Here is a 22,157-nt window from a genome sequence, read left to right as displayed (position 1 = left end):
ATGACGGCATGACTGTCTTCGCCCCGGTGTACCGGGCTGCGCGCCGCTCAGAGTCGCAGTCCGGCACCCAGTCGCTTGACGAGCGGGCCGAGCTCGTCGCGGTCCAGGCCCATCTCCATCAGCTCCAGGCGCCGCAGCTTCGGCAGCGCCTTGGCGGTGCGGAACGCGAGCGCGCCCTCTTCGCTCAGGTCGTTCTGCGACAGCTCCAGACGTTCGAGGCCGGTGAGGCCCTTGCTCTTCGCGAGCGCCTCCGCGGCTTCGTCGCTCAGCTCGTTGCGGTTGAGCGTCAGCCACTGGAGCGCGCCCAGGCCCTTCGCGCCCGCGAGCGTCGCCACGCCCTCGTCGGACAGGCCGGAGCCGGACAGGTAGAGCCGCTCCCACACGAGGGTCGCCTTCGCGAGCACCTCCGCGCTCGTGTCCGTCAGCGCGCTGCTGGAGAAGCTGACGGAGCGCAGCGCGGGCAGGGCCTTGCTCTCGACCAGGGCACGGACCGCGGTGTCCTTCGCGCCCGCGAGCACCAGGCCCGACAGGTTTCCGGCCCGAGGTGAGGCCGCGAGGGCCTTCGTCGCCGCATCGACGCCGGAGCCCTCCAGGCGGAGCCAGCGGACCTGGGAGAACCAGGGTTGCTCGGCGGCGTGCTCCAGGCCCTTGCCGTCGCGCGTGTCCACGCACAGCCGGGACACGGGCTCCAGCGCGAACAACTCCGGGCCGTGCTTCGCGAGCCGGTCCTCCGCGAGACTCAGCTCCTCGATGAAGCCCCGGTGGTAGCGCGGCTCATGCACCTTCGCGTCGCGCAGGGGCTTGAGCCAGGCGCGGCCATTCGCGTCCATCAGTTCCCGCACGCGCGACTGGAGCGAGCGGCGTCGAGCCGGGTCCATGCGCCCGGGCAGGGCGAGCTGCACACGGATGAACTCGGCGCGCGCGGCATCCACGGTTTGAAGTGCATCCGCGCACGCCAGCCTCGGCGCGTCGTTGGTGGGGTCCGCCACCACCTTCGCCAGCAGTGCATCGAGGTCGCTCATGAGGTCAGCAGCTCCTTCACCTCGCGCTGCCAGCGCGCGCCCAGCTCCGGATGCACCATGCGCACGTAGGCGGCGTAACCCTCCAGCCAGGCCGGGAAGTTGGGGCGGCCTCGGGACTGGGACTCCACGCCGTGCTTGCGGCAGTTGGCGAGGATGGCCTTGAAGCGGCGGCGCTCCTCGCGAGGGATGGCCACCCGTTGGTTGACGGTGAGGCCCGTCACCCGCTGGCGTCCTCCCTGGCGCATGACGCGGCGCTTGGCGCCGTTCTCGGAGAAGCCCTCCTGCTGGAGGATGGCGTTCACCCACCAGAGGAAGCGGCCGAGCCGCTCCGGAGGACTGGCGAAGGAGAAGGACAGGTCATCCGCGTAGCGGGTGTAGGAAGCGCCCGCCTTCTTCGCGAGCGCGTGCAGGCGCGCGTCCATGCGGCGGCAGACGAGGTTGGCGATGGCGGGCGAGGTGGGCGCGCCCTGGGGAAGCACGCCGGGCCACACCACGGTGCCGTCCGGGAGCTTGGGGCGCCAGGTGGTGAGGCCCGCGAGGGTGGAGGACACCTCGTCGTTGTAGCCGTGGGCCTCGAAGAAGCCCTTCACCCGGCGGTAGTGCACCGTGGGGAAGAAGTCCTCCAGGTCCACGCGCACCACGACGTGGGCGCCGACATGTGCCTCGGCGTTCGTCACCGTGGAGCGGCCGGGCACGAAGCCATGCACGGCGGGGTGCGTGGGCAGGTGCGCGAGCAGTCCCTCGAGCAGGGCACGTTGCGCGGCCTTGAGCTTCGCGCGGGGAGCGCAGATGCGGCGCACGCCGCCGGAGCGCTTGGGCGTCTCGAACTCCACGTAGCCGGAGCCCGCGCCGGAGCCTGGGCGCATCAGCGCGTCCAGCTCCGCGACGTCCACGCCCACCAGCTTCGCCACGTCCTCGCGGGATTGCAGTGGGGGCAGGTTCTCGGTGGCGGCGGGCTTGCGCTTCACCTCGTCGTCGCGCAGCCCCGGGTAGAGGCCGAAGAGCCAGCCCGTGGGGTTCCAGCCTCCCACGGACCTGGGGCTCGGGCGCCTCGGCGGCTCCACGCGGCTGTCGGGAAGCGACACGTCCGCGAGGCCCAGCTTGCGCACGGCGGCGCGCGCGGCGGAGGCCACGCGGGAGTCAGCGTCCTTCACCCGGCGGCGCAGATGTCCGGCGGCGGCGACGCGGGGAAAGAGCAGGGGGATGAGGCGCACGGCCTGGAGGCGCTCGCGGGGGTCCACGCTGCCCAGGCGCCGCGCGACGGTCTCACTCCAGTGGCGGCTGACGTAGAAGCGGGCCACTTCGTATTCGGCGAGCCCCTGGTGACGCTCCAGCAGCTCGGCGATGCGGCTGAAGTGCGCCTCCGGGTCCTCCATCAAGGGCTTGAGCTCGAGGAGGAGTGAGACCAGGTCCATTCAGCGCTCCAGGGCCACCGGTGCGGTGGGAACCACGAGCTCCTGGGGACGCCGCCACCTGCACGGCAGAGGCGGACGAGGTCGGGGAAGCCCGCCAGGCGGACCTCGTACCGCGTCGTCCTTCAATGGGTGTCATCGGCAGCCGCGACGTGACATCGCGGACGAAAGGCTGGCTGCACGCGGCCCCAGGAGCGGAGCGAAGCTCACCACATCCTTCACGTTGAAGAAAGGTCGTCGAACTCCGCGAGCCCATCTTCTTCCAGTAGTGCGAGCAGGGCTTCCCGAGGCCCTCCGGGCGCACGACGCACCAGGGTGTCGAGCTGTCGCCCTTGTGCTCGCACGCGCTCGCCGTGGGCGAGCATGGCGGACAGGGCATCTGGCTCCATCCAGGGGCGGGACAGCACGTCGAGGTTGTGCAGCAGCTCGCGGCGGTTGCGTGGCGCGGTGAGGCTCGCGCTGACGCCGGGTTGGGAGAGCGAGTAGCGGTAGCAGTCCACCGCGGAGGGGAGGGTGGTGTCCTGGGGTGCGCCGGGGACGGGGCGCAGGAGTCGGCCGTAGCAGGTGGTGGTGAAGGTGAGCACGCCGGTGCCCTGGCGCTGGGCCTCGGGGAGGAGCGCGGCCTCGGCGCCCGGGTGCGCGGCGCTGTGGCGGGTCATCACGACGGGCCAGGGCTGTCGCGCGAGTGCGGCGCGGGCGAGGTCTCGCAGGTGCGTGGAGAAGCCGAAGGCGCGCAGTTTGCCTTCGGTGCGCAGGCGCTCCAACGCGGAGTAGTCCTCGTCGGAGAGTCGCTCGGGGGCGCGGACCCAGAAGAGGAGGAAGACGTCGAGCCAGGAGGTGCGCAGGCGCCGCAGCGCGGACTCCACGTCGCGACGGATGGCGCCTGGGCCCGAGTGGTAGGTGCCCGCGACGATGACGGAGCGCTCGCGAGGGCCGCGACCGCTGCGCAGGAACTGGGTCAATGCGGCGTAGCGGGGTTCCCAGAAGAACGTGTTGATGCCGGCCTCATGCGCCTCGAAGAAGGGCTCGCGCGTGGTGAGGTGCGCGCCCGAGAGGACGAGCGGCGAGACGTTCAGGCCCGTGCGGCCCAGGGAGCGGGACGAGGCTCGCGGCGGAGGCGCTGGGCGCGGGGATGGGGTGGTCCGCTGACGCGGGGCGGAGGTGGGGCGGAGACGCGCGAGCTCGGGCTCGGCGGTGAAGCGCGCATCGGGGAAGGTGAGCGACAGCGCTTGCAGATGGGTGACGACGCGAGAGGGCTCGGCGTGGGCGAGCAGGGCGTCACGGAGTCGGGCGAAGGCGTTGTCATCCGCGCGGCGCAAGCGCCAGGTCCATGCGGCAATGCGCAGGTCCGTGTCGCTGTCGGGAGCGGGCTGGCGTGGTGGCACTGCCTGTCGCGTGTCGCGTGTGTCGAGTCGCTCCAGTGGCGAGGCGGGCACTGTGTGGAACTTGTTGGGAGGGCTGTCCGACTCGACGCCTCGTTCCAGTATCGAGGCCTCGGGTGTGGGCAACTTGTCGTGAACGGCTTGGAGTAGTGAGGCGCCCGGTCGCGCGTTGGGCGCATCGGTGGCCGGCAGGCCCAGCAAGGACTCCAGTCGTGCATCGAGTGTGTCGCAGTCTTCCAGCGGAGAGGCCGCCGCCGTGCGGACCATCAGCTCGGTGTCGCGCGACAGGCGCAGCAGGGCGCGCAGCTCCGCGTCTCCGTTCTCGGGTCGGAGTTGCTCGGCGGCGCGGGCTCGTATCCACGGGTCGGGAGAGAGGGCGCAGCCGAGCGCGAGGGTGGACTGGAACGAAGGGTCCTCCACTGCGAGCGCGCGCCCGTGCGAGAGGGCGAGCTGCAACGCCATGCGCCGCACGCTCGGGTCTGAATCCGCGAGGCAGACCTGGGCAGCGCTGTCGACGTCGAGCACGGCGGCGCGCAGCCACGGGTCCTCGTGGGACTCGGCGTGCTGACGCTCGGTCTCCGTGAGCCAATCCAGGGACGCGAGGGCTTGCAGTGCCACCGCGCGCACGGAGGGATCCTCGTCTTGAGAGGCGTGGAGAAGTGGCTCGGAGGCTTCCAGGTACGCGGCGGCTGTCGCGACGGCCCGCCGCTCTCGGGGAGAGGTAGCGCGCGGCGCGAAGGCCACCAGCGCCGAGGCGAAGTCCTGGACGGCGGCGGTGGACCGGGGCCGGCGCTCCCATGCGCCGATGACCTCTGCGCGCACGGCGGTGTCCTCGTCGTCGAGAGCCTTCAACACGAGGCTTCGACTGTCCGGGTCGAATACGAGCGCGGAGAGCGCCGCGCGGCGGATGGCGGCCTCGGGGTGACTCGCCAGCGTGCGCACCCGAGCAAGGAGTGTCTCGTGTCCCTGTTTCACCGCGACACGCGCGGCCCAGGCCAGTGAGCCCGGACGAGGGAGCGCCGCGAGGACGCGGGTCGCGAGGTCGACCTCGTCCACGTTGAGACGCTCCAGCAACGCGCGCGCTTCGTCCTGTGCGTGTGGTACGCGCGGCTCGTCCAACCAGTGCATCGCGAGGCGCAGCGCTTCCGGGTCCTTGCGCTCGAGGAGTCGCCGACGCGCGAGAACGCGAAGAGGTTCGTGCGGATCTCCCAGCCACTCCACCAGTTCCCGCGCGGAGAGCGAGCCTGCGGGGCGAGCCTCCAGTCTCGCGGTGGTGACCGCCGGGTCCTCACTGGTGAGACCTGCTTCCATCTCCGTGGATGCGGTCGCGTGAGAGTGCTCTGGCGGGCCGGGTGGACCTTCGCTGCTGAGCTGACCACCTGAGTGCGGAAGCGCCGTCGATGCAGTCGTGTCACCTGCGCGCGTGTCCTCGGTCCGGGAGCTCGCCGCCGTTCCCACGGCGACGCGCTGCCGTGTCGCGGAGCCCTCGGCTTCAAACGGACGAGGACCCGCTTCACCCGAAGCCACGGCGCGCCACTCGGTCTCCAGCCACGCCACCGCCGAGCGCATCGGACCGTGGGTCTGTTCTCCCGCCTCCGCGGCCCGACGCACCTGTTGCCGCAGGTCCTCGTGCTCCGCCCCCAGCCACGCCAACGCCTGCACCGCCGCATGACGCACGCGCCAGAACGGGTCTTCCAGCGCGGCGAGCAACACCCCCACCGCACCCGTGCCCGCGACGGAGGCCGAGGCCCGCACCATCGCCCGTCGCACCCACCACACGGACTCCTGCCGCACCGCTCGCGCCGCATGAGGCAGCAGCGCCTCCGCGCCCAATCGCGCCAGCGCCCGCCACGTCCTGTCCCGCACCATCGGCATCGGGTCGTCGAGCGCTTCGAGCAGCGCGGAAACGAAGCGCCCATCCCGCGCATCACCGACCCGCCGTGCCGCGATGGCCCGGACCTCCGCGTCCTCATCCGTGAGCAGCGCCTGCCTCAGCGCGTAGCGCCCCACCAACTCGGAGGCATCGACCGCGCTCGCCGCCTCGCGCCGCACCGTGACGTCCTCATCGAGCAACCGCACGGTGGCCAGGTCCAGTTCGAGCATCGCCAGAGACTCTAGGCGCCCTGCTACACTGCGGACATGCCCGACATGCTGGCCATCATCAGCAAGGCGATTTTCGAGAAGGAGGCCGCCGGCCTCTCACCCGGCCAGGTGTTGCCGACGGACCGCTACCGCAGCCAGAGCAGGCACCTGTCCCCGCTCGAAGACGGTGGACGCCTCTTCCTCGTCACGGTGCGCCCGCCCAACGAGTCCCTCTGGCTCGTCGCCGTGCTGGAGGGCCTGTCCTCCGATGACGAGGGCTGGGTCGGTCGGAAGAACCGCATCCCCATCACCGACGTCACATCCGCCATTCCCACGCTGCGCTTCGAATCCGGCAAGGGCCTCCAGGCCGCGAAGGGCGCGCTGGGCATGTCCCTCCAGACGCCTCGCGTCCTCACCTCGACGGACGCGGAGCTCCTGCTCGCGAGCGCGGGAGGCGGCCCCATCAACTTCACCGCGCATCAGGAGCACTCCGCGCTGCCCTGCTTGTGCAAGCAATGCTTCCCCCGAAGCCCCGAGCGCGCGGAGGCCCAGGGCATGCGCTTCGTCCGCGCCCAGGTGGAGACGAGTGGCCGGCTGCTCTACTACTGGCTGCCCGAGGAACTCGCCGGTGACTCACGCGCCGTCGCCCAGGCTGTTCGAGGCGCGCTCATCGGGCGGCTCGGCGCCTGACACACGTCCACCGTCTCCATGGGTGACTCACCCATGGTGCGAACGGTGGTGGAACGTCAGGGGAAGCTACGGCTTGCTCGGGCCCGCGTCCGACGTGGACAGCTCGGAGCCGATCTGCTGCCACTCCTGGGCGTAGGCGCCCCGGGTGAAGGTGCGCAGGTCGTCGCTCGTCACGGTGCCTCGCGCCATCGCGGTGTCGAGCGCGCGGACGACGGCGGCGCGGTGCGGCTGCTCCACGTAGGGGTTGCCCTCGCGGAACACCTCGCCAAACAGCGACTCCAGCCGGCCGTCCTGCTTCAGCCGCTCCACGATTCGCGCCTGGGAGGCGGGCTCGTCCGCGTGCGCATGCAGCATCGCGGAGGCGAGACCACCCTGGGCGTCGGCATCGGGGAACTCGGAGAGCAGCTCCAGCTCCGCGTCCGCTCCGGCGATGGCCGAAGCCTCCGAGGCGGCGGGCGCCAGCGCGGCGTTGATGGCCGGCGTGGCGCGCGGCGTCGGACGACGGTCCGGCTCGAAGTCGCTGCGTCCCTGGAACGGCCTCACCGCCTGGTGTGCCGGGAGGTCCTTTTTTCCGGGGCTCTGCTGCGCGCCCTTGGAGGCGGAGTCCGGCCGCTCCGTGCTGGAGCGCTCCGAGACGGAGCTCTTCGGCGAGGACGAACGGTTGCCACCATCAATGCGCGACATGAGTGCGCTCCAGGAAGACTGCGAGCCGGTGCGGGCATGGCTCCGGGAAGTCTCAAGGAAGTTATCGGACGCCCCCGGCGCCAGTTGCGTCCAGTGCAAAGGTGAGGTGGCACACGCGCGAGTGCAGCGCTGATGACCGCCAGAAGACACTTGAAGAAGCGCAGCAACTACCGGCGCTTGGCCGCGGGCCGCGGGGGAAACAGCCACTCCAGCCCACGCACCACGTCATCCCGCCAGGCCGGGTAATTGTGCCCGCCGCTGTACTCCCGGTACTCGACCCGGTGTCCCGTGGCCTTCAGCAAGGGCCCCAGTCGCTGGTTGCTCTCCAGGAGCACCTCGAAGCGCCCGCAGCTCATCCACACCTCCAGCGGGCGCCGGGGCACGTGCCGCGCCAGATCGAACACGACGAACTCGTGGTTTTCCACGATGAACGCCCCCGACTGCGACAGCACCCGCCCGAAGGTCTCCGGCGCGCGCAGCCCGATGAAGAGCGACATCAGCCCGCCCAGCGACGAGCCCAGCACCCCATGCACCCCCGGGTTGTGTCTTTCGTCCACCAACGAAAGGTGTTCCCGCGCCAGGGGCAGCACCTTCCACAGCAGCAGGGCCACGGTGTACTCGCTGCACGCGTACTCCACGCCGCGCGTCAGGCCGCCGTTGGAGACGAGCGCGAGGGCGACGGGCTGCATGCGGCCGTCGGCGACCAGCGTGTCCACCAGCTCCGGCAGGCGCACGCGGCGCAGGTAGTCGTCTCCGTCGAGCACGACGAGGAGCGGCACCGGCTCTCGCGTCGGCGGGGCGTACAGGTGCACGGTGCGCTGTCCATCCAGGCCCACGTCGGACATGTCCACGCGGTGGCGGGTGACGCGGCCGCGCGGCACGCCCCGGGGGCGTCGCAGGGGCAGCGAGGGCCCGCCGTCGGGCATGTAGAAGGCGTGGTTGACGTCGCCGAAGCCGTTGTCGGAGACGCGGGTGTTGAAGTCGTCCTTCAGCCGTTGGCCGTGCGCATCGAAGAGGGCGTATTCGACATAGGCGTCGCGGGGCAGCGCCAGCGAGCGCGTCCACAGGCCGGGGGCCACGCGCTCCAGCGCAAGCGGCTCGCCCCTCCAGTCCTGGAAGTCACCCTGGACGAAGACGGGGCCTCGCCCACGCCACACGAAGGTGGCCGTGTCTCCGATGATGACGGGTGTCCCCTCGGCGCGCGCTCTTGCTTCCAGCTCCTTGGCGTCCATCCCGTGTCGCTCCCTGGTGGGTCCAGGGAGCGCGTTCTAGCGCGAGACGGCCACGCGGGCGCGCGCCGTGCTCCGGAGTGTGTGGTGGCCCCGGAGCGCGGGTGGACTCAGCCGACGTTGTCGCGGTGGCGGGCCTGGATGTCACCCGGGAGCGGCTTGCCGGGGACGTGCAGGGGGCCCAGGTCCTCCGCGAGACCGCCGAGCCCTCGCGGGGCGTTCTTGGTCAACGTCAGGATTTCGGCGACCTCGGCCGGGTCCTTCGCGTTGGCGAGCTTCTGGACGAACTCGAACTGGTTCGTCGCCATCTTTCCCGAGTGGCTCTCCCACCGGGACTTGAAGTCGCGGGCGCGATCGGCGAGCTCGGTGAGCTGGTCTCCGGAGAACGTCAGCTCGATGTCCTTCTTCTTGTCGAAGTCGTGCTGGTCGACGTTGTACTGCTGCGCGAACGTGTACTCGGCGCCGCCGGACAGGCCCTCCATGAACATCTTGTATTCGAACTTGTCCTTGTCGAAGACCTCCTTGCCGTCCTTGTCGAAGCTGCGCTTGTAGTCGAGCCGCGTGCCGTCCGCGTCCTTGGTCTCCAGCACCGTGTCCCGCGAGCCATCACCCTTGGTGGTGATGGTGATGCTGCCGCCGTTCTCGGGGACGGCCTGGAACTCCTTGCTGAGGGGGCCCAGCTCCAGCTTCACCTTGGCGTCCGAGGAGAGCTCCAGCTTGTCGACGGTGGCGGAGTCGGAGACGCCCGCGCCGTCCTTCTCCGGCAGCTGCTTCGTCTTCGCGAACTGCTCGAAGGCGTCCTTGCCCTCCTTCGTGTTCACGTCGAACGTGGCGGTGCGCATCTTGTAGTCGGTCAGCTCGGTGCTCCCGTTGAGGGAGACCGTGGCGCCCGCCGCGCCGACGCTGACGGAGGCCCCGCTCTTGATGAGGTCGGTGGGGCCCGCCGTCACGGTGACCTGGCCCTTGTCATCCTTCGAGGTCTCGAAGGAGACGCCACGGCCCTTCTGGATTTCCTCGCCGAGGCCCAGGTCGACGCCCTTCACGTCCACGCTGCCGTTGTAGGAGAAGCCCTTGAGCTCGGCGGCGTCCATCTTCACCGAGGCGCCGTTCGGAATCGTCTCCGGCTTGAGCGGATGCGGCGGCGCGATTTTGCCCTGCTTCAGCTTCTCGAAGTCCTCGTCCTTCATCTTCACTTCGTATGTCTGGGTGTTCGCGCGGGAGACGCCTCCGCCCACGGTCACCTTCTTCATGTCCAGCTCGGCGTTCGCGCCCACCGACATCTCCGCGGAGAGCTCCACGGTGGTGTAGCCGTCCGCCTTCTTGACCTTCTTGTCGAGCTCCGCGCTGAACTCCAGGCCCACCGAGCCGTTCTTTCCCACCGGCACCGTGAGGGGCGGAAGGGGGAGGGAGCCGGTGGGAGCGTTGGCGGCGTCGGGGGCCTGCGAGGGAATGGTCGGGTCGGCGACCATCATCTTCTGCAGCTCGGGTGACACCTTCCCGTCGCTCAGTGCCTGGGCCCGCTCGGGCGAGCCGGCCTCGGTGGCCAGAATCTTCGCGGCGGTGGTGCCCGGGATGGAGCCAGCCTCGGAGTAGTGCGGCTGCTCCTTGAGGTAGCTCTTCATGTCCTCGTAGCTCTTGCCGTTGCTCGGGTCGAGCACGCGCTCACCCTGCCGCACGACGACGTGGCCCGCCTGGCCCTCGGCGCCCGTGCGCGAGTCCTTGAGGAACACCAGGTCCGAGCGGCCCTGCAGCTCCGGCGAACTCTTGCTGACGAAGTCCGCGGCCTTGTCCAGGCAGTTGACCTTGCTGTCCTGGCTGTTCTCCGTGAACAGCGAGGTCGCCGGCGCGGAGCCCTTTCCATCCAGGTTCAGCGTGTTCTTCGCGCCCGCGGCCTCGAAGGTCGACTCGTCCTTCTTGGCTTCCTGCGCCTGGCGCGCGGCCTCGGCGGCCTGACGCGCGGCCTCGGCGGCCTGGCGCGCTGCTTCCGCCGCACGGCGCGCCGCCTCTTCCGCCGCGCGTCGAGCCGCTGCCTCCGCCGCGCGTTGTGCCGCTTCGGACGAACCACCACTGCCTACTCGTTCCACAGTCATCGTCGACTCCTCGAGCCTGAAGGGGGGTGTGGGAAGGCTCAAGTCATGTTGTCTTCTGAATTCTCAGGAGTCGATGTCTGAAGTTGCGCGCGCGTCCCCTTCGGCTCGCGGATGCTTGAAACACACACACCGGGTACATGTGCGCAAGGCGTCAGGTGACGCCTCGGTACGAACAATCGTTCATGCGAGCAGGTGTTTCAGCGCGGCCTCCAGCTCCGGGAAGCGGAAGGTGAAGCCCGACTCCCGCGCGCGCTCGGGCAGCACCCGCTGGCCCTCCAAGACGACCTTCGCCATCTCCCCCATGGCCGCCTTCACCACGAACGCGGGGATGTGCATCACCGAAGGGCGGCCCAGCGCATGTCCCAGCGCATGGGCGAAGGCCGCGTTCGTCACGGGCTCCGGGGCCGTCGCGTTCACCGGGCCGTCTTCCAGGGTCGCGTGCTCCAGCGCGAAGCGCAGCAGCGCCTGGGCGTCCTCGCGGTGAATCCAGCTCACGTACTGCCGGCCGCTGCCCACCGGTCCCCCCGCGCCCATGCGAAAGGGGGGCAGCATCTTGTGCAGCGCGCCGCCGTCCGGGTGGAGCACCACGCCCATCCGCACCACCACCGTGCCGATGCCCGCCCCGCGCGCGCCCCACGCCTCCGCTTCCCAATCCACACACACGCGCGCCAGGAAGTCGTCCCCCGGCGGGCTCTGCTCCGTCAGCGGCTCCGCTTCGCGCGTGCCTCCGTAGTAGCCAATGGCCGACGTGGACACGAAGCGCTTCACCGTGCCCGCCGCCTTCATCGCCTCCACCAGCGTGCGAGTGCCCTGCACCCGGCTGTCATGGATGCGCTGCTTCGCATCCCGGCTCCACCGCTGCGCCACCGGCTCGCCGGCCAGATGGATGACCGCGTCCGCGCCCGCCAGCGCCTCCGGAGCCAGCGCCGTCCGCCCGTCGAAGGGCGCCCCCGTCACCCCCGGAGGCAGCTTCTCCAGCGCCCGGGCCACGTCCCGCGTCAGCACATGCACGCCATGGCCCTGGCTCAACAAACCCTGGACAAGCCCCGTGCCGAGAAAGCCCGTGGCCCCGGTGACGGCCACCTTCATGGCGCGGCCTCCGGGGCCTTGGGGGCCGCGGGCGTGTTGAGGTCCACCCCCACCAGCTGGCTGAGCGCGGAGAAGAACGCCACCTGCTCCTCCGGTTTCATCTTCCCGGAATGCCGGTAGACCAGGGCGCCCTGGGCATCCAGGAGGAGGATGTTGGAGGTCTTCATTGGCAGGCCCCAGGGCGGCGCGCCCAGCGTCCCGTCCATATCCACCAGGATGGGCACGCCCACCTTCTTCTCCTCGTCCCGCACGTAGGACAGCGCAATCTGTCGAGCGGGAAAGAAGTCGAACTTCCTCAGATTCGCCACCGCCACCACCCAGGCGGAGCCCAAGAGATTCCGCTCCTTGCCGCGCGCGAAGAGCTCTTCCTTCATCCCCGCGTTGAGCGTCGTGGAGTCCTTGTCCTCATAAAACAGAATTACCGGTTTTCCGCGCCAGCGAGAGAGGCGGACCTCATCTCCGCTGGAACTCCGTAACGTGGCGTCGAGCGGGCCGTCTGCTGGGCTGGAAGCCAACGCGCCCTGCGTGAGCAGGGCCGCCGCCAGTGTGCTTGTGATCCACATCCTCATGAGGTGACCCCCGGTGGACAAGGTTCTTACAAACCCTGTACATAGCCTTGACAAGCCCTCGACGCAAACGCTACGTCTGGGGGGCAGGAACGTCCTGAATCTGGAGGATCACCCCATGGCACTCCCGCGTCCCGCTGCGCAGCCGTTGCCGGGCGAGGTCCCCCTGGAGCAGGCGTGGCTGGGGCTGGTGCACGCGGAGGTGGAGGCGTCGCTGTCGGAGCTGTTCGAGCTGCCGGACGAGGCGGGCCTGGACGCGCGGTGGACGCGGGCGCTGGAGGAGGCGCGGCTGTACGCGCTGCGGCCCGCGAAGCGGGTGCGGCCGGCGCTGGTGATGGCGGGGCACTGTCTGGCGAAGGGCACGCCGGTGGTGCCCTCGGAGCTGTGGCGCTTCGCCGCGGGGCTGGAGCTGCTCCACACCTTCCTCCTGATTCATGACGACGTGGCGGACCGCGCGGTGCTGCGGCGCGGGAGCGCGGCGTTGCACCACCTGCTGGCGCCGGGCCGGACGGGCGAGGACCTGGCGGTGGTGGTGGGCGACCACCTCTTCGCGCGAGCGCTGGAGGCGATGCTGGAGTCGGAGCTGCCGGGCGTGGCGAAGGTCGTCCGCTACTACCTGTCGGTGTGCCGGCACACGGCGGCGGGCCAGTACCTGGACCTGTCGCTGGAGCGCGCGCCGCTGTCGGAGGTGTCGCTGTTCCAGGTGCTGCGCGTGGCCTATCTCAAGACGGCGCGCTACGGCTTCTGCGCGCCGCTGGTGTGTGGCGCGATGCTGGGCGGCGCGAGCCCCGCGCTGCTGGAGGGGTTGGAGCGCGTGGGCCGCCAGGTGGGGCTCGCCTATCAGCTCCGCGATGACCTCATCGGCCTCTTCGGTGACTCCAGCGTGGCGGGCAAGTCGTCGGATGGCGACTTCACCCAAGGCAAGCGGACCTTCCCGGTGCTCGCGGCCTTCGCGCGCGCCACGCCCGAGGGACGTGAGGAACTGGAGGCGCTCTGGGCCCTGCCGGAGTGTGAGAAGGACACGGTGGCCCTGGCGCGTGCTCGCGCCTTGGTGGAGGCGCATGGCGGCCGTGCCGCGTGCGAGCGGATGGTGGAGCGCGCCTCTCGCGCGGCTCGCCGCACCCTCCAGTCGTTGCCCAACCCCAACGGCGTGAGGGATTTGATGGACGCCCTCATCGCGCGGCTCGCGCATCGCGCGGCCTGAGGAACACATGAGCCCGCGGACACAAGGCAGACGTGTGGTGGTGGTGGGCGCCGGTGTTGGAGGTCTGGCCGCCGCGGCGCGACTGGCGCACCAGGGCTTCGACGTCCAGGTCGTCGAGAAGACGGTAGGACCCGGAGGGCGCTGCAACCGGCTGCGGGTGGATGGCTTCTCCTGGGACATCGGTCCCACCATCGTGCTGATGCCGGAGGTGTTCGAGGAGACCTTCCGCGCGCTCGGCCGCCGAATCGAGGACTACCTGACGTTGCTCAAGTGCGACCCGAACTACCGGGTGCACTTCCGGGACGGCTCGGACGTGACGTTCACCTCCGAGCTGTGCGCCATGGGGCGCGAGCTGGAGCGGGTGGAGCCCGGCAGCTACGCGCGCTACCTCGCCTTCCTGGCCCAGGGGCGTGTCCAGTACCGCACCAGCCTGGACCATCTGGTGGGCCGCAACTACGCGGGCATCACCGACTACCTGTCCCCGCGCGTGCTGGCCCGCATCTTCCAGGTGCGCGCCCACCGGCGCATGTACCCGGACGTCAGCCGCTTCTTCCGCGATGACCGGCTGCGCGCGGCGATGACCTTCCAGACGATGTACCTGGGCGTGTCGCCCTTCGAGTCGCCCGCCGTCTACGGCCTGTTGCCCTTCACCGAGCTGGGCGTGGGCATCTGGTTTCCCAAGGGCGGGCTGTACGCCATTCCGCAGGCGCTGGAGCGGGTGGCCATCGAGGAGGGCGTGCGCTTCCATTACGGCACACCGGTGGAGCGCATCCTCACGGACGGCGGCCGCACCACCGGAGTCCGACTGGAGGGCGGCGAGGTGCTGGAGGCGGACGCGGTGCTGTGCAACGCGGACCTGCCCTACGCGTACGAGAAGCTGCTGGACCCCCAGGCCACCACGCTCAAGCGCCGCGAGTCGCTGCGCTACACCTCCAGCGGCTACATGCTCTACCTGGGCATGCGCCGGAAAATCCCGGGGCTGTTGCATCACAATGTCATCTTCGGCCGCGACTACCGGGGCTCGTTCGAGGACATCTTCAAGCGCTTCCGCGTGCCGGAGGACCCGAGCTTCTACGTGAATGCGCCCACGCGCACGGACGCGTCGCTGGCGCCCGAGGGCAAGGATTCGCTCTACGTGTTGGTGCCCGTGCCGCACCAGCACCCGTCGCTGGACTGGAAGACGGAGGGGCCGGCGCTGCGCGCCAAGGTCTTCGCGCGCCTGGCGGAGCTGGGCTTCCCGCGCCTGGAGTCGGACATCGAGGTGGAGCGCGTCTTCACGCCGGACGACTGGGCGGGGACCTTCAACCTGGCGCGAGGCAGTGCCTTCGGCCTGGCGCAGAACTTCCTCCAGATTGGTCCGTTCCGTCCGGCCAACCAGGACGCGAAGGTGAAGAACCTCTTCTTCGTCGGGGCCTCCACGCAGCCGGGCACGGGGCTGCCCACGGTGCTCATCTCCGCGCGGCTCGTCACCGAGCGACTGGGAGACTGGGCGCGCCAGCAGGGCGTGAAGCTGGCGCCGCGCGCGGCCCCGGTGAAGGTGGCGGAGGCGGCATGAGCGTGTCCGACGAAAGGGCGCTGGTGCGCCGGGGATACTGGCTGGCCCGGCGGGTGACGCGTCACCACGCCAAGAGCTTCTTCTTCGCCTCCTATCTGTTGTTCGGCCAGCGTCGGAAGGCGGCGTTCGCGCTGTATGCGTTCTGCCGACGGCTGGATGACCTGGTGGATGAGGCCGGCTCCGGGATGGAGGAGTTGTCCGTGCGACTGGGGCGGGCGCGGCGCATGGTGGCGGAGCTGTATGTGCCCATGCCGGAGCTGGCGTCGCGGGAGCTGGGGCCGCCGGGTGGGCGGTTGGAGGGCGCGGCGGCGCGCTCGCCGTGGGACGCGGGAGAGTTCGCCGCGCTGGCGCACACGGTGCGCCACTACCGGATTCCTGAGCAGCCCTTCCAGGACCTCATCTCCGGCATGGAGATGGACCTGACGAAGCACCGCTACGACACGTTTGAGGAATTGGACCTCTACTGCTACCGCGTGGCGGGCGTGGTGGGGCTGATGCTGACGCCGGTGCTGGGGTGCTCGGACGAGGGCGCGCTGCAACCGGCGGCGGACCTGGGCCGGGGCATGCAGCTCACCAACATCCTGCGCGACGTGCGCGAGGACCTGGAGCGGGGGCGGGTGTATCTGCCCTCCCAGGAGCTGGCGTCCTTCGGGTTGTCGGAGGACGACTTGCGGCAGGGGAAGGTGGACGCGCGGTGGCGTGACTTCATGCGCTTCCAGGTGGAGCGCGCGCGGACGTACTACGCGCGCGCGGCGCGGGGCGTGCCGTCGCTCACGGGCTTTGGCAGTCAGCGGATGGTGCGGCTGATGGGCGCCATCTACGGCGACATCCTCCGTGACATCGAGGCGCGCGACTACGACGTGTTCAGCGCGCGGGCGTATGTGACGACGCGCCGCAAGCTGTCGCTGGCCGCCGCGGCCTTCATCCGACCCAAGTCCGTGTTGCCCTCGCTTCCGGGCGAGCCGCGAGTGCCACTGCTGCCGAGCGAAGTGGGGGGACAGCGCCATGGGTGACGCGTGTGCGAAGGCCGGCTCGAGGTCGCTTGAGCGCGGGGGTCGATGGAGGAGCGCGAGTGTCCTCCAGGACACCGAGGTGGCGTGGCGAAGGCGGGGGCCATGAGCACGACGCGTGTCGCGGTGGTCGGCGGAGGAATTGGGGGCCTCACCGCCGCGGGTCTGCTGGCGAAGGAAGGCCACGCGGTGACGCTCTTCGAGGGCGGGGCCTCACTGGGTGGCAAGGCGCAGGCCGTCACCGTGGATGGCGTGACGCTGGACACGGGCCCGACGTTGCTGACGTTGCCGGACCTGGTGCGTGGGACGTTCGAGCAACTGGGCGCGCTCGACCTGATGCCGCCCCTCACCGAGCTGGAGCCGCAGTGCTCCTACCGCTTCGGGGATGGGTGCGCCTTCACCGCGTACAAGGACATGGACCGCACCGCGGACAGCGCCGCCGACGTGAAGCCGGTGGAGCGCAGGGGCATCCGCGGCTTCTACGCGGAGGCCGCCGCCATCTGGGGCGCGGCGGGTGAGCCGTACCTGGAGGCGCCCTTCGAGGGCATGGCCGGGTTCATGGGGCGCGTGGCTCGCCGGGGGATTGGCGCGGTGATGGCGGGCATGCAGTTGTCGTCCCTGCACGGGCTGGCGGTGAAGCACCTGCGCACCGAGCACCTCCAGCAGTACGTGGGCCGCTTCGCCACCTACGCGGGCGCGTCTCCCTACGAGGCGAGCGCGGCCTTCGCGCTGATTCCGCACATTGAGCGCGCGTACGGCGTCCACCATGCGCGGGGCGGCGTGGGCGCGCTGGTGAACGCGTTGGGACAGGCGGTGCGCAGGCTCGGCGTCACGGTGCATCTCCAGACGCGCGCCCGCTTCGCGCACACGCGCGATGGCTACCGCGTGGGACCTGGTGAGGACGCCGCGTGCTTCGACAGCGTGGTGGTGAACGCGGACCCGATGGAGTCCCTGAGTCGTGGAGAGGAGCCGTTGGCGCTCTCCGGCTTCGTGTTGTTGCTGGAGGTGGAGGGGCGTCCCGCGCTGCCCCACCACGCGGTGCTCTTCGGGAGGGACTACCGGCGCGAGTTCGACGAACTGTTCAGCGGGCAGCTCGCGTCGGACCCGACGGTGTACTTCTGCAACCCGTCCGCCACGGATGCCACCATGGCGCCTCCGGGACGCACGGGTCTGTTCGTCATGGTGAACGCGCCGCCTTTGCCCGTGGATGCCGCGGAGGCGGACGTGGCGACGCGTGCCTGGGAGCTTCAGGCCGAGCAGGTGAAGGCGCAGATGTTCGAGAAGCTCGTCGCGCACTTCCCGGAGCTGAAGGGTCGCGTGCGAGTCATCGGCCAGCGCTCGCCGGTGGACCTGGCCGCGCAGGGGGCACCGGGTGGGTCCATCTACGGCTTCCTGCCGCACGGCAAGCTGGGGCCGTTTCGTCGTCCGCGCATCCGGGGCAACACGCCGGGCCTGTTCTTCGCGGGAGGAGGGACGCACCCGGGTGGGGGCGTGCCCCTGGTGATGCTGTCCGGCCGTTTCGCCGCGGAGATGGCCTCCGTGCACCTGCGGAGGGGCGAATGAACACCTTGCGAGACATTCCCGCGCTGCCCATCGAGGCGGGGGCCTATCGCTGGTTCTACGCGGACGTGACGGCGGGGCCCTACAGCGCGGTGTGTATCTTCATGCTGGGCTCGCTGTTCTCCCCGCGTTATTCGGTGGCGGCGCGACGGGGCGGCCGGCCCATGGAGCACAGCGCGGTGAACTTCGCGCTGTACCACGAGGGTGTGCGCCGCCTGTGGGTGTTGAGCGAGTACTCTCGCGCGGAGGTGGAGTCGGCGGGGCGGTTGCGGATTGGACGCTCGACGCTGACGTATGGAGAGGGCGGAACGGTGCGCATGGACGTGGAGGACTGGACGGCGCCCTGGGGTCGGCCCGTGAGTGCGCGCCTCACCCTGGAGCCGCTGACGCCGGTGGGCGAGGTGGTGCGGTTGATGCCGGAGCTTCCGCACTACTGGCAGGCCCTGGCGCCTCGAGCGCGTGCGCGACTGGAAGTGTCGTCGCTCGGCGTGAAGGCGGAGGGGTTGGGCTACCACGACACGAACCACGGTGAGGAGTTGCTGGGCGAGCGGCTCGCGGGCTGGCACTGGGCGCGCACGCATCGCGGGGATGCGACGACGGTGGTGGACTACCACCTGCCGGATGGTGTGGCGCCGCTGCGGATGACGGCGTGCGAGCAGAGCGTGCGTTGTGAGCGGGGGCCGGGGCCGCAGACGCGTCCCACTGTCATCACGGGCTGGGGCCTGCGCGTGCCCACGCGTTTGCAGACGGGCAATGTGGAAGTGGGTGAGGCACGGCTTCTGGAGTCCTCGCCGTTCTATGCGCGGCTGGAGGCTCGCAAGGGCGCACTGGACTGCATGGGTGAGGTGGCGGACTTCCGCCGCTTCCACTCGCCCTTCATCCGCTGGATGGCGCACTTCCGGACGCGGCTGGGGACGGCGGCATGAACGCGCCCGTCCTCCTGTGTCTGGGCTGGGCCGTGCTCGCGACGGGCTTCAGTGGCGTCGCGCTTGCGCGCCTGCTGCGCGTGCGCAGAGGCGGCTCGTTCATGGGGGCACGGCCAGCGCAGGGGCTCCGCGGTTCGATGGAGACGTCCTCGCTTCGGAGCACGGAGCAGTCCGCAGCGGTCCTGCGTGCTCAGCCCGCGCGGAGTCACCTGCATTCAGAGGATGTGCTCGCACCTCGGGATGAGGAGCCGCCCACCGAGGACCTGCGCCCTCAATCAGCGAAGAGTCCCCTTCATCCTGAAGAGGCGCTCGCGCTTCGGAGCCAGGACGTGCCTGTCGAGTCCCCGCGCACCACTCCTTCGGTGCTGCTCCTGCGCCCGGTCGATGCGCCTACGCCTCGAGAGCTGGAGAACCTGGCGCTGCCCATCGAGTACGCAGGCGCGCTGGAGCAGGTGGTCGTGTCTCCCTATCGGCCTCGGCTCGCGCCCGGCGTGCGCTGGCTGCCGAGCGACCCGCTCACCCCCAACCGCAAGGTGGGCCATCTTCTCTATGCTTTGGAGACGCTCCCCACCGAGGGCCGCGTGGTCCTCTCCGTCGACGCCGATGTCGCGGTGACCGGCGCGCTGGTGGAGGGACTCGTGGCTCCTCTGGTCCGAGGTGCCGCGCTGAGCACGGCCGCCCCCACACCCGTGGACGTGCGTGACGGAGCCGGCCGCGCCATGGCCGGATTGCTGCGCTACACGCACCACAGCTTCCTCGCGCTGCACGCGATGAGCGCGGGCGCGAAGGCCGTGTGTGGCAAGGCCCTGGGCCTCTCCCCCGAAGCCATGGAATCGCTCAAGTCCCTGGCCGACCACATCGGCGAGGACCTGGAGCTGTCGAAGCGCCTGCATGCCCGCGGTCTGGACGTCGCGCTGAGCGACGCGCCCGCGGTGGTTCCCCTGGGCGACATCGGCGCTTGGGAAGTCCCACTGTCCCGCTTCACCCGCTGGATGCGCGTGCTGGCCAGTCACCGCCCCGCGCTGTACCCCACGGTGCCGCTGCTGTTCACTCCCACCGTGCCACTGGTGTTGCTGGCGGCGCTTCTGGGCTCGCCCGTGCTGTCGCTCGCGGTGGTGTCGCTCGTGGGTGTGCGCTCGCTGCTGGCGCTCCGACTCGCGGTGCTCGGCGCGCCTCGCGCGGCGGGTGTTCGCGACGCGAGCCTGGGACATGCGCTGACGGACTGGCTCCTGGGTGAGATGTTGTTGCTGACGGCCTTCGTCATCTCCCTGGGTCGCCAGGGGATGGTGACCTGGCGGGGGCGCACGTACGCGCTGCTGCCGGGAGGCCGCATGGTCCGGGTGTCGCCGGAGCTGACGGGAGGACCTGGATGACCTACGCGCGTTTCCTCGGGCTGTTCGTCGTACTGCCCATCTTCTTTCTGCTGTGGCGCTACCGCCGCACCTTCACGGCCCGAAGCCTGGCGCCCATGGGCCTGCTGCTCGTGGTCGTCTACGCGGCGACGTCACCCTGGGACAACCTGGCGGTGAAGTGGGGCCTGTGGGGCTTCGATGAGACCCGCATCTGGGGCATCAAGCTGGGCTACCTGCCACTGGAGGAGTACCTGTTCTTCGGCCTCCAGACGCTGCTGGTGGGACTGTGGGCCCGGGCCCGGCTCGCCCGCGCGCTGGCTCGGCCCGTGACGACACCGGCGTCGGCTGCGGAGTCCACGGTTTCCTCCGAGCGAGCCCTGTCCCCGAGCGAGGTGTCCTCATGATGGATTCGCGCTGGGCCTACCTCATCCATCTGGTTGGCTGGACGCTGCCGCTCATCGTGTTCCAGACGGTGGTGCTGGTGCGCCACTACAAGGAACGCTCCGGCGCGGTGCTGCGCGCGGTGCTGCCGCCCGCGTTCATCATCGGCATCTATCTAGCGGTGGCGGACCACCTGGCCATCTCCACGGGCATCTGGAACTTCGGCGAGGGCCTGCACCTGGGCATCTACGTGGGGCTCGTTCCCCTGGAGGAAGTGCTGTTCTTCCTGCTGACCAGCGTGCTCGTGTCGTTGGGCCTGGCCCTCTTCACGGGGCTGGTGGAGCTCTTGACGAAGAAGGAGGCCGGGGCGTCGTGATTCCCGCCGCCAAGGGAGGCCCCTTCGGGTGGGCGCTGGACGCGTACATCGGGTGGAAGTTCCGCTCGGCGTTCCGGGGCCTGTGGGTGCGCGGTGAGCTGCCCGCCGCCGGCCCTGGGAGGCTGGTGTACCTGAACCACGCCAACTGGTGGGACGGCTTCATGCTGCACCAGCTCTCCCGGGTGGCGGGGTGGGACGCCTACTGCCTGATGGACGAAGAGAACCTGCGCCGCTACCCCTTCCTGGCGCGCATCGGCGCGTTCAGCATCCGCCGCAAGGACGCGGTGTCGTCGGTGGAGTCGCTGCGCTACGCGAAGGACCTCCTGAAGCGTCCGCGCGCGGCGCTGTATGTCTTTCCCGAAGGCGAGCACCGTCCCTTCGGCGAGCTGCCGCTGCGACTGGAGCGCGGCGTGGAGCTGCTGGCGCGCGTGGCCAAGGTGGAGTGCGTGCCCATTGGCGTGCGCTACGCCTTCTTCGAACACGAGCGCCCGGACGTGCTGCTGGAGGTGGGCACGCCGCATCCGCCCGGCTCGCTGGCCGTCTTCCAGCAGGGCCTGGAGTCGGTGGTGCGAAAGCTGGCGGCGGTGACGACGCTGGAGGGCTTCACGCGCAAGGTGTCGGGCGCGCGGGGCGTGGCGGAGAAGTGGGATGCGGCCCGGGGAGTGGGGCCATGATGTTGCGCATCCGCACCATCGCCCGGCTGACGGGCATCCGAGAGGCGACGCTGCGCGCATGGGAGCGGCGCTACGGCTTCCCGCGTCCGATGCGCTCGGAGGGCAACAACTACCGCGTGTATTCGCGCGAGGAAGTGGAGGCCATCCGTCGCGTGGCGCGCCTCATCGAACTGGACGGCCTGGCGGTGAGCGAGGCCATTGCCCAGGTGGTCGCCTCCCCCGTGAAGACGATGCCCCGCGCGGAGCGGCACCAGGAGCGCTTCTGGGCCGCCGTCATACTGCTGGACGGGGACGAGGTCTCGCGCGTGCTGGACGAGGCGCAGGAGGCGATGGACGTGGACACCTACTGCGACGGCTTCCTGATGCCGCTCCTGCGGGAGATGAGCGCGCGGCTGGATGTCGCCCGCGAGCACCTGGCGTCCGGGTACGTCCGCCAGCGGCTGCGGCAGGTGCTGTCGAGCCTGGAGAGCACGGCGAACGGGCCCCGCGCGCTGCTGGCGTGCCCGGCGGGGGACTTCCATGAAGGGGGCCTGCTGGGCCTGGGGGTGCAGCTCAAGCGCAAGGGGTGGCGGGTGACGATGCTGGGGGCGGATACCCCGGCTGACGCGCTGCGTGCCGCGTGCGAGCAGCTCCACCCGGACATGGTGGCGCTGTCCTTCGTGCAGCGGCGCGAAACGGACGAATTCGCAACGCTGTTGTCGGATGCGCTGCGAGCCTGCGCCCCCTCTCCGGTCGTGGTAGGAGGGCCCGGCGCGCGCGAGCACCTGAAAACCACCTTCACACTGGGTGCGCAGTACGCGGAGTCCTCGCAGGAGCTGATTGCCCTCTGGAGCCAGGTGCGAACCGCGCATAGTCGCCCCTGACCCGTATCGC

19 protein-coding genes are annotated in these 22,157 nt (G+C 70.3%); 11 read left to right on the top strand and 8 right to left on the bottom strand.

Annotated features, from left to right (window positions below; all coding sequences use genetic code 11):
• Positions 1-47: 47 nt before the first annotated feature.
• The 3 genes from HUA78_RS10665 to HUA78_RS10655 all read right to left on the bottom strand — a co-directional run bounded on the left by HUA78_RS10665 (position 48) and on the right by HUA78_RS10655 (position 5,919).
• On the bottom strand, positions 48-1,022 hold the full coding sequence (locus HUA78_RS10665; protein WP_174459835.1) for a TIGR02996 domain-containing protein: 975 nt from the start codon (positions 1,020-1,022) through the stop codon (positions 48-50).
• A complete protein-coding gene (locus tag HUA78_RS10660; RefSeq protein ID WP_174459834.1) occupies positions 1,019-2,437 on the bottom strand; it encodes a reverse transcriptase family protein in 1,419 nt (472 codons plus the stop codon). Before HUA78_RS10660 ends, HUA78_RS10665 begins: the two co-directional genes overlap by 4 nt.
• A gap of 215 nt (positions 2,438-2,652) precedes the next feature.
• Positions 2,653-5,919, bottom strand: a complete 3,267-nt coding sequence (locus HUA78_RS10655; protein ID WP_174476222.1) for an aldo/keto reductase — start codon at positions 5,917-5,919, stop codon at positions 2,653-2,655.
• Positions 5,920-5,955: 36 nt separating this feature from the next.
• Here HUA78_RS10655 and HUA78_RS10650 point away from each other — a divergent pair, with 36 nt between their 5' ends.
• On the top strand, positions 5,956-6,588 hold the full coding sequence (locus HUA78_RS10650) for a hypothetical protein (RefSeq protein WP_174454425.1): 633 nt from the start codon (positions 5,956-5,958) through the stop codon (positions 6,586-6,588).
• Positions 6,589-6,654: 66 nt separating this feature from the next.
• Here the strand turns inward: HUA78_RS10650 and HUA78_RS10645 are convergent, their stop codons facing one another.
• From HUA78_RS10645 to HUA78_RS10625, 5 genes are all read right to left on the bottom strand, one after another.
• Positions 6,655-7,272, bottom strand: a complete 618-nt coding sequence (locus tag HUA78_RS10645; RefSeq protein WP_141640934.1) for a hypothetical protein — start codon at positions 7,270-7,272, stop codon at positions 6,655-6,657.
• Positions 7,273-7,439: 167 nt separating this feature from the next.
• A complete protein-coding gene (locus HUA78_RS10640) occupies positions 7,440-8,504 on the bottom strand; it encodes an esterase family protein (RefSeq protein WP_174476221.1) in 1,065 nt (354 codons plus the stop codon).
• A 107-nt stretch (positions 8,505-8,611) separates the two neighbouring features.
• Positions 8,612-10,591, bottom strand: a complete 1,980-nt coding sequence (locus HUA78_RS10635) for a hypothetical protein (RefSeq protein WP_174459831.1) — start codon at positions 10,589-10,591, stop codon at positions 8,612-8,614.
• 180 nt (positions 10,592-10,771) lie between these two features.
• Positions 10,772-11,680, bottom strand: coding sequence for a TIGR01777 family oxidoreductase (locus HUA78_RS10630; RefSeq protein WP_174459830.1), 909 nt, complete (start codon positions 11,678-11,680; stop codon positions 10,772-10,774).
• Complete coding sequence (locus HUA78_RS10625) at positions 11,677-12,054, bottom strand: hypothetical protein (RefSeq protein ID WP_246137697.1); 378 nt, start codon at positions 12,052-12,054, stop codon at positions 11,677-11,679. Before HUA78_RS10625 ends, HUA78_RS10630 begins: the two co-directional genes overlap by 4 nt.
• Before the next feature lie 310 nt (positions 12,055-12,364).
• On the opposite strand from HUA78_RS10625, the gene HUA78_RS10620 reads away from it, so the two are divergent.
• From HUA78_RS10620 to HUA78_RS10575, 10 genes are all read left to right on the top strand, one after another.
• A complete protein-coding gene (locus tag HUA78_RS10620) occupies positions 12,365-13,450 on the top strand; it encodes a polyprenyl synthetase family protein (RefSeq protein WP_141647704.1) in 1,086 nt (361 codons plus the stop codon).
• 7 nt (positions 13,451-13,457) lie between these two features.
• The gene (locus HUA78_RS10615; RefSeq protein ID WP_174459829.1) at positions 13,458-15,005 is read left to right on the top strand and encodes an NAD(P)/FAD-dependent oxidoreductase; all 1,548 of its coding nucleotides are present in this window, start codon (positions 13,458-13,460) and stop codon (positions 15,003-15,005) included.
• A complete protein-coding gene (locus tag HUA78_RS10610) occupies positions 15,002-16,018 on the top strand; it encodes a phytoene/squalene synthase family protein (protein WP_174459828.1) in 1,017 nt (338 codons plus the stop codon). The genes HUA78_RS10615 and HUA78_RS10610 overlap by 4 nt, the downstream gene beginning before the upstream one ends.
• A 102-nt stretch (positions 16,019-16,120) precedes the next feature.
• Positions 16,121-17,578: an NAD(P)/FAD-dependent oxidoreductase gene (locus HUA78_RS10605; protein ID WP_174459827.1), complete on the top strand. Its 1,458-nt coding sequence runs from the start codon at positions 16,121-16,123 to the stop codon at positions 17,576-17,578.
• Positions 17,575-18,501: a carotenoid 1,2-hydratase gene (locus HUA78_RS10600; protein ID WP_174459826.1), complete on the top strand. Its 927-nt coding sequence runs from the start codon at positions 17,575-17,577 to the stop codon at positions 18,499-18,501. The genes HUA78_RS10605 and HUA78_RS10600 overlap by 4 nt, the downstream gene beginning before the upstream one ends.
• Positions 18,498-19,874, top strand: coding sequence for a glycosyltransferase (locus HUA78_RS10595; protein ID WP_254613963.1), 1,377 nt, complete (start codon positions 18,498-18,500; stop codon positions 19,872-19,874). Before HUA78_RS10600 ends, HUA78_RS10595 begins: the two co-directional genes overlap by 4 nt.
• Positions 19,871-20,257, top strand: a complete 387-nt coding sequence (locus tag HUA78_RS10590) for a lycopene cyclase domain-containing protein (RefSeq protein ID WP_141647699.1) — start codon at positions 19,871-19,873, stop codon at positions 20,255-20,257. The genes HUA78_RS10595 and HUA78_RS10590 overlap by 4 nt, the downstream gene beginning before the upstream one ends.
• A complete protein-coding gene (locus HUA78_RS10585) occupies positions 20,254-20,610 on the top strand; it encodes a lycopene cyclase domain-containing protein (protein ID WP_141647698.1) in 357 nt (118 codons plus the stop codon). The genes HUA78_RS10590 and HUA78_RS10585 overlap by 4 nt, the downstream gene beginning before the upstream one ends.
• Positions 20,607-21,284 (top strand): lysophospholipid acyltransferase family protein, encoded by a 678-nt coding sequence (locus HUA78_RS10580; RefSeq protein ID WP_174454433.1) that lies wholly within the window; start codon positions 20,607-20,609, stop codon positions 21,282-21,284. The genes HUA78_RS10585 and HUA78_RS10580 overlap by 4 nt, the downstream gene beginning before the upstream one ends.
• Complete coding sequence (locus HUA78_RS10575) at positions 21,281-22,147, top strand: MerR family transcriptional regulator (protein ID WP_174459825.1); 867 nt, start codon at positions 21,281-21,283, stop codon at positions 22,145-22,147. Before HUA78_RS10580 ends, HUA78_RS10575 begins: the two co-directional genes overlap by 4 nt.
• Positions 22,148-22,157 lie beyond the last annotated feature (10 nt).

It is taken from the genome of Myxococcus sp. CA033 (genome assembly GCF_013336625.1).
GTDB classification, from domain to species: Bacteria; Myxococcota; Myxococcia; order Myxococcales; family Myxococcaceae; genus Myxococcus; species Myxococcus llanfairpwllgwyngyllgogerychwyrndrobwllllantysiliogogogochensis.
Note: the sequence above shows the minus strand (reverse complement) of the source record. Positions and strands in the feature narration are given on the sequence as shown.